Below are 7017 nucleotides of genomic sequence, written 5' to 3' on the forward strand. Positions count from 1 at the left end.
GCGACTGCACCACAAGTATGTTGCAGAACCCCGGCATTGCCTGGCCAGCGGACCCCTTCCGGATGAGCACGACGACTGGGTTGGATGAGAACGGATACTCACGCGGACTGGCCCGCCTCGCGGTCCTGGAAGCTGTCCGCGGTTCGTTCGACCAGGCCACCGCCGCGATCGAGCGGCGATGCGGGAAGGTACTGGGCAAGCGCCGTCTCAAAGAACTGGTGGTCGCCGCCGCCGTCGACATCGCTGCCTACTACGCGGTGAAGATTCCCACCCCGTGCACCCGCGAGATGCCGCTGATCATCCAGATCGACGGTAAAGGCGTGGTGATGCGACCCGAGGCCCTGCGCGAGGCCGCGCCGCCAGGCCGCCGCCAAGACCGCAGCGGCCGGGCGGCGCGGCCGCCTGGCCCCGGGCGAGAAACCAACCGCAAGCGCATGGCGACCGTGGCCTGCGTCTTCGACGTTGTTCCGGCCCCGCGCAGGCCGCACGACATCATCCACCCGCCCGGCGGCCGCAGCGAGAGCCGACTGCCAAGGCCGGGTCCGAATGCGGAGCGGAAATGGTGCACCGCGTCGGTGATCCGGCCGCCGGAGCAAGTCGTCGCTGACGCCTTCGCCCAGGCTGCCTCCCGCGACCCGCAGCATCTGCGGGACTGGATCGTGCTCGTCGACGGTGCCCGCCACCAACTCAACCTGATCCATACCGAAGCCGCCCGCCACGGCATCCGTCCGACCGTCCTGCTCGACTTCGTGCACGTCGCCGAGTACTGCTGGACGGCCGCCCACGCCTTCCATCCACCGGGCAGCCGCGAGGCCGAGACCTGGGCCGCGGACAAACTCACCGCGATCCTCGCCGGACATGCCGATCGCGCCGCTGCCGAGATGACCGCCCAGGCCACAGCCGAACAACTGCCCGCCGCCAGCCGCGAGGCCGTCACCACCTGCCACCGGTACCTCACCGGCCACCTCGACCAACTCCACTACGACACCGCCCTCACGGCCGGCTGGCCGATCGCTACCGGAGCCGTCGAAGGAGCCTGCCGCCACCTGATCGCCGATCGCCTCGACATCACCGGCGCCCGCTGGGGACTCGACGGCGCTGAAGCCGTCCTCCGACTTCGCGCACTGATCACGAACGGTGACTTCGAGGACTACTGGAACTTTCATGCGGCCCGCGAACATCAACGCCTCTACCCCAGCCCCGACCAGCGGAACTACAGCCTCACCGCTTGATCCCCACCGTCACTTGAGAGGATCCGCACCCATCTCATTTGGCGAGTCTGCGGTAGCAGATGAGGGTGCAGGCGGCGATGTTGGCCGCACCCGCTCAGCCGGCCGAAGTGTTCTGTGTCGCCTCGCGTGCCTCGGTGAGGGCTCGCTGCCTGAGGTTGCCGCCGAACAACTGAATCGTGGTGGCGGCCAGGATGTCATCCCTGCCGATGGTCCGCCCGTCCCCCCTGCGGGCGGACGGGGCCCGGAGAGAATCCTTGAGGAACGGGGGTGGGGCCGGTTCGCCCGACATCACTAGGGTGACCGTACCGAAACGTTTGACCCCGCCCTCGCGGACGACCATGGCCGCGTCCCGGGCGAGGTCCGTCAAGAACACGCTCGCGATTCCGTCTAGGTCGCGGACCATCGCCGGGACGGCCGTCGCCCCCTGACTCCACAGCAGCTTCTTGACCCCGGCCTCGAACCTGTGGGCGCCGACCACAGCACTCGGTTTGCGCGACCTGCTGCGCTTACGAGAAGGCACGATGACACCCTCGGCGTCGTACAGGACACCGGTCAGGCCTTGAAACGTCGGGCTGTGGTCGTACCACTTGTGCCCCACCTCGAGCTCGACGTTCCGGTCGATCGCCGAGAGAAGGTCCCCGGGAATCAGCTTCTTCCGGGCCTCCGCCGCCGCCGCTCTTCTCGCGCCGTCGATGATCTCTGTCAGCACTGTCCGCGTCACTGACGCGGCGGCCCACGCGGCCGACCGAGAGACGTGCATCGGGGTCACGTCCCTGAACACCGCTTTGACGAGAGAAGGCTTGAACGGCGAGAGATCCAGGACCGAGGCGGTCTCGGGACCGTTGCGCTCAGGGCGTGCGGGCTGTGTGGTCATCGGAAGAAACGCTCCCTGCTGTCGGAGTTAGAGGACATCTCATTTTGCTAGTCGGCGGTAGCAGATTGAGGGTTGCCGCGATGCCGTCGAAGGCGAGGAAGTGTTCTGCTTTGCGTTCGTAGCGGCGGTGGAGACGTCGGCAGCCTGCGAGCCAGGACATCGTCCGTTCTACGACCCAACGGTGGCGGCCGAGGCGCTGGGATGATTCGACACCTCTGCGGGCGATGCAATGGGTGATACCGCGGTTGTGGACAGGCTGCCGTATTGCATCGAATGCAACACATCTCGCGCTGCGCCAACTCGCTGAGCTGCAGTTGGTGCCCAGGTTAGCGCCGGTTCGGTGGCTGGTTGGGATGCGCTGGCCTGGCACCCGTTACCGACTCAACGATGATGCGTTAGATGCATCGCGAGTGCTGTCGTTGATATGCCTGGAGCCGCGCGCACCGACGGTGTCGTGCACCTGGACCCCGAACCCGCCGTCCTGGAAGCGATGTTGGAAGGCTGGGCACTGCAGCAGCGCACGCGCTTCTTGCGGGAGTCGACGATCAACCCCCGGATCGCGCTGGTCCGTCGACTGGCTCGATTTACCAATGAGTACCCGTGGCAATGGGACCCCGCCGAGGTGGAGGCCTTCTTCGACGATCTTTGTACCCGGCGGCCTGGAAGGCCGCTGGCGGTGTCGACCGCACGGAACTACCAGAACGACCTGCGGCTGTTCTTCGACTACATCACCGACGCCCGCTACGGCTGGCCGTCCACGTGCAACGAGCGATTCGGCCGGGCTCCGGTCCAGCTTCTGCACGAGTGGAACACGATCACCCACACCAGCGAGTACGAAAGAGCCGCCGAACGCCGTCCGCTCACCTACGACGAAGTACAGGCCCTCTTCGACGCCGCCGACGGCCGCGTCGAGGAGATCCGCGCACGACGCCGCAAGGGCTCCCTCGCGGCGCTTCGTGACGCCATGGTCTTGAAGACGGTCTACGCCTTCGGCCTGCGGCGCCAGGAAGCGTGCGGCCTGGACCTGTGTGACCTGCGCCGAAATCCCAAGGTCGCCGACTACGGCCGCTTCGGGGCGCTCTTCGTCCGTTACGGCAAGGCGTCCAAGGGCGGCCCTCCCAAGCGCCGCAGTGTTCTGACCGTCCCGGAGATGGACTGGATCGTGGACGTTCTGGGCCAGTACGTCAGCGAGGTCCGCCCCGCCTTCGTGCCGGGCAAGCACCCGGCGTTCTGGATCACCGAGCGCCGCGACCGGAAGTCCCTGAGACGGCTGAACGACGCCTTCGAGACAGCGCGCCGGTCCGCCGACCTGCCGACGGAGCTGGACCTGCACTCGCTGCGGCACACTCTGGCGACCCACGCGATCAACCGGGGCATGTCTCTGGAAGCAATTGCCGCCCTCCTCGGACACAAGTCGCTGTCCATGACACGTGTTTACGCCCGGATCGCCGACCGGACCGTCGCCGACGAGTACTTCGCCGTCTCAGAGAAGGTCGAGGCGCTCTACGACGCCCCGCGCCAGCTGCCGGCCGACGCCGAGGGTTCGGAGATGGCCAAGCTTCGCCGGGAGATGCACCGCCGCATGCTCGGCAACGGCTACTGCGCTCGCCCCGTCGAGATGGACTGCCACTTCGAGCCGATCTGCGAGTCCTGCACCTTCTTCGTCACCACGATCGAGTTCCGGCCCACCCTCGAACGCCAACGAGACGACGCGGCTACCAAGGGACAGGTCGCACGCGAGCAGATCTTCGACGGACTCCTCAGCCGCCTCGATGGAGAAGCCTCCTGACACTCTCCACTCGCCAAATCGAGCCTGTTCACTGGGCCTCCCCAGTGCCTGCTTGAGCTCTTGCAATCTCGGCATGGTGTGAGGCTTCGGCAGCGGCGTCCACGTGATCCAGGCGATTCCAGCGGTCAGTGTCATATCCGTTGCGGTAGTTCCACCAGCTCGCGGTGGTCCACAACCGGTTCCACTCGCGGAGCATGGTGGACCGTTCCTCCTGGCCACGTCCGCTCCGGTCGAGGAGTGCCAGCAGGAGCCCTGCCGAGTCGCAGACCAGGATCTCCAGGGAACGCAACGCGCAGAACGTGTCCCCGGTCTCGCCGGCCGCGTCCTGGACTGGCCGAAGCTGGGAGTAGATGAACGCCTCCAGCGTGAGGACGTCATCGCGGGTGATGTCATCCACATAGCGCAGGCTGCGGAGCGGCTCAGTGCTCACGGGCGGCTTCCTCTTTCGACTATGGCTTGACATCGAGACCCGCATATTAGAAGGGTGCCGTCCGGCAAGGTCCGTTACGACAACCTCAACTCGGCCGTCGCCCAAGTGCTGGGCTTCAAGCGGGCCCGGGTGGAGACCGAACGGTGGACCGCGTTCCGCTCGCACTTCGATATCGAGGTCTTCTACTGCCGTCCCTGCATCGAAGGAGCACACGAGAAGGGCGGAGTGGAAGGGCAGATCGGCTACTTCCGGCGCAACCACTTCGTCCCCGTCCCCGAGGTCGGCTCACTGGCCGAACTGAACGCGATGGTCGACCGCTGGGACCAGGAGGACGACGCCCCGCGGATCCGCTCCCGCCCGCGGACGGTCGGCGAGTACTTCGCCGCATACCACCCTCTCAGAGCGCTGACGGACCTCGGCTTCCGCGGCCTGGACAACGACGTACGCGACCCCGTGATCATCACCGGCTTCCACGCCAGCCGCACCCACAAGCTCACACCCGGCCAGAAGACCGCCAACCGCGTCCTCGCCGTCGGACGTGCACCGGTCGAGCACGGCTTCGCCAACCTCAAGAACTGGCGAACCCTCACCAAGCTCCGAACCGACCCCGCCCATGCGACCCGCCTCCTGCGCGCCTTGCTCGTTCTCACGAACCTCGAAGTCAACCGCTGACAGACGATCTGCTCCGCAGACAGCCGCCCACGACCAGCGTGAGCACCCCGAGAACCGGTCACACCAGCCCTTTGAACTGCAACTTCAAGTTGACGGAGGCTCAGTGATGCGCTGGCCACATGAACGGCATATATGGCTCTCGGCCAACGAGGATCCCCCACTGTCCCGCCCGGACAAGCTAAGCAGGGTCAGAGTACGCCCGCCGCTTGCCCAGGGGATCTGAAACTGCGTTGAACTCCCTTCTCCCACAGCACTGGTACAGCCCCAGCTTCATACGCGATCCCGTGCTCAGTGCAGCACCGAACTGACGCACCCGCACGCTATTCGAGGCGGTCAACCGGTGAGGCCTCCAATCGAGTCGACGACCCGCTGCGGATCGGTCAGATCCTCCAGTACGAGATCGGCGCCGGCCGAAGCCAGTTCGTCGGCCGATGTCGTCCCCGACGCCACCGCGATGACCGAGGCGCCGCCTTCCCGGCCGGTGCGTACGTCTTCGAGCGAGTCTCCGATGATCACCGTCTTGGACCGGCCGAACCTCTGGCCCGTGAGCGCCTCGGCCCGCTTCTGCGCGATGCCGACCAGGGAGGGGCGGTGCATGTCGTCCGAGGCGTACCCGCCGATGTCCGGATGGACGTGCCGGGTCAGGTCGAAGGCGGCGAGTTTGAGGAGCGCGTTGGGCTTGAGGTTCCCGGTGACGATCGTGGGCAGGAACCGCGGCTCGTCGCGCACCGCCCGCAGCGCGGCGACTACCCCCGGCAAGAGGACACCGTCGCGCCGGATGTCGTCGAGGTGGCGGCGCTGGACCTGCGGCAGGAGCTCGACCATGGCCGGCAGCAGGGTGGCCGCCTCGCCCTCGGCGAAGCCGTTCTCCACCAGCATGCTCAGGATCGCCAGGGGCATGGTCGTGCCGGTGCCCCGCTTGGGGAGGGATCCGGCGGTACGGCTGGTGACCTCGTGGAACGTCTCCCGGTAGACCTGCCGGTCGATGTCCCCGACGTACAGCAGCGTCCGGTCGATGTCCCACAGCACGAGAACCTGTCCGCTCACGTCATGTCTCCGTCCTCGCTAGATCCGCCACCGCGACCTTGAGGTCCTGAGGGTACGGGGCGGGATCGGCGTCGAGTTCGGCGGCGAGGGTGTGCAGATGCTCGTCGAGGCGGGCGGACTGGAGGTCGCGGGCCATCGCGAGCGCCTGGTGCCCCGTGGCCGCGCCGGCCTCCGCGTCGCCGGTGCGGAAGTGCGCGGTGGACTCGCGGGTGAGGACGAGGGCGCGGGTGCGCCGTTCGTCGGGGTTGAGCGTGCTCCGGGCCTTCTAGAGGGAGGCGAGCGCCCCGGCCGGGTCGTCGAGGTCGAGGTGGCTCCTGGTCGGTCAGTCTGCGCACACGGACAGGCCGGCCACCGCGCCTCCAGCGGTCGGATCGGACGTCACCGCACATCCAACCGTCACGACCACGGAACCCCGCGAACCTATTCGGTCACAGCACTGGACGAGAATGAAGTTGCGGCCAAGTGCTGGGCGTCGTTCAGGAAAACTGCCCCTGTTGATACGAGTTCGCGACTGCACAGTGGCCAAGACCCCAACCACGATGCGCAGCGGACTGCGCAGGCCAGGCCGGACACTGCGCAGGGCAGGTCAGGCCGGTATGGCGCGGCGCTGCCAGGCTGCGCAGTACCGCCCCATGACGGTCTGCACGGCCAGCCTTCCGTCCGGTTGCGCAGACCCGGCGCCCCTCCCCCAGGTCTGCGCGAAGGGATGCGCATTCCTTCGCGCAGACCCAGGAGGCGGATGGGCCGGAAGACAACGCCCGGATCCTCTTGGTGAGTTGTCATGCATATGCGTAGCCTTGCGGTTGCACACGTATACCGCACCGGATCGTGACGGAGAGGGAACGTGACCAGAGAATCCGATCGTGGCCCGTTAGGGGCCTTAGAACGCCTAACAGAATGCTGCAACTGCCCTTGGAATGTTGGTGTCTGATGGGTTGTTGGCCTGTGTATGAGAAGGGGTGAGCAGCCGCCG

The 7017-nt window shown here is 66.8% G+C and carries 7 protein-coding genes and 1 pseudogene; 3 read left to right on the top strand and 5 right to left on the bottom strand.

Annotation, left to right across the window (positions count from 1 at the left end; genetic code table 11):
* Positions 1–1232, top strand: a 1232-nt coding sequence (locus tag ACZ5VD_RS43650) for an ISKra4 family transposase (protein WP_468686045.1), incomplete at its 5' end; no start/stop codon positions are given.
* Between the two features lie 94 nt (positions 1233–1326).
* Here the strand turns inward: ACZ5VD_RS43650 and ACZ5VD_RS43655 are convergent.
* Both ACZ5VD_RS43655 and ACZ5VD_RS43660 read right to left on the bottom strand, forming a co-directional pair.
* Positions 1327–2106: a hypothetical protein gene (locus ACZ5VD_RS43655; protein ID WP_468686046.1), complete on the bottom strand. Its 780-nt coding sequence runs from the start codon at positions 2104–2106 to the stop codon at positions 1327–1329.
* 39 nt (positions 2107–2145) lie between these two features.
* Positions 2146–2368 (bottom strand): annotated as a pseudogene (locus tag ACZ5VD_RS43660) (transposase); the annotation flags it as partial.
* 162 nt (positions 2369–2530) lie between these two features.
* Between ACZ5VD_RS43660 and ACZ5VD_RS43665 the strand changes: the two are divergent.
* Complete coding sequence (locus ACZ5VD_RS43665; protein WP_468686047.1) at positions 2531–3895, top strand: tyrosine-type recombinase/integrase; 1365 nt, start codon at positions 2531–2533, stop codon at positions 3893–3895.
* 28 nt (positions 3896–3923) lie between these two features.
* Here the strand turns inward: ACZ5VD_RS43665 and ACZ5VD_RS43670 are convergent, their stop codons facing one another.
* Positions 3924–4325 carry a hypothetical protein gene (locus ACZ5VD_RS43670; protein ID WP_468686049.1) on the bottom strand — a complete coding sequence of 134 codons (402 nt, stop codon included), beginning with the start codon at positions 4323–4325 and terminating at the stop codon, positions 3924–3926.
* Between the two features lie 54 nt (positions 4326–4379).
* On the opposite strand from ACZ5VD_RS43670, the gene ACZ5VD_RS43675 reads away from it, so the two are divergent.
* Entirely contained in the window at positions 4380–4997 is a 618-nt protein-coding gene (locus ACZ5VD_RS43675) for a transposase family protein (protein ID WP_468686050.1), read from the top strand.
* 333 nt (positions 4998–5330) lie between these two features.
* Here ACZ5VD_RS43675 and ACZ5VD_RS43680 read toward each other — a convergent pair whose 3' ends face one another.
* Positions 5331–6044, bottom strand: a complete 714-nt coding sequence (locus tag ACZ5VD_RS43680; RefSeq protein WP_468686052.1) for an HAD hydrolase-like protein — start codon at positions 6042–6044, stop codon at positions 5331–5333.
* A gap of 1 nt (position 6045) precedes the next feature.
* A complete protein-coding gene (locus ACZ5VD_RS43685; protein WP_468686053.1) occupies positions 6046–6180 on the bottom strand; it encodes a hypothetical protein in 135 nt (44 codons plus the stop codon).
* Positions 6181–7017 lie beyond the last annotated feature (837 nt).

The sequence above is a fragment of the Streptomyces sp. NPDC032822 genome, assembly GCF_055578825.1.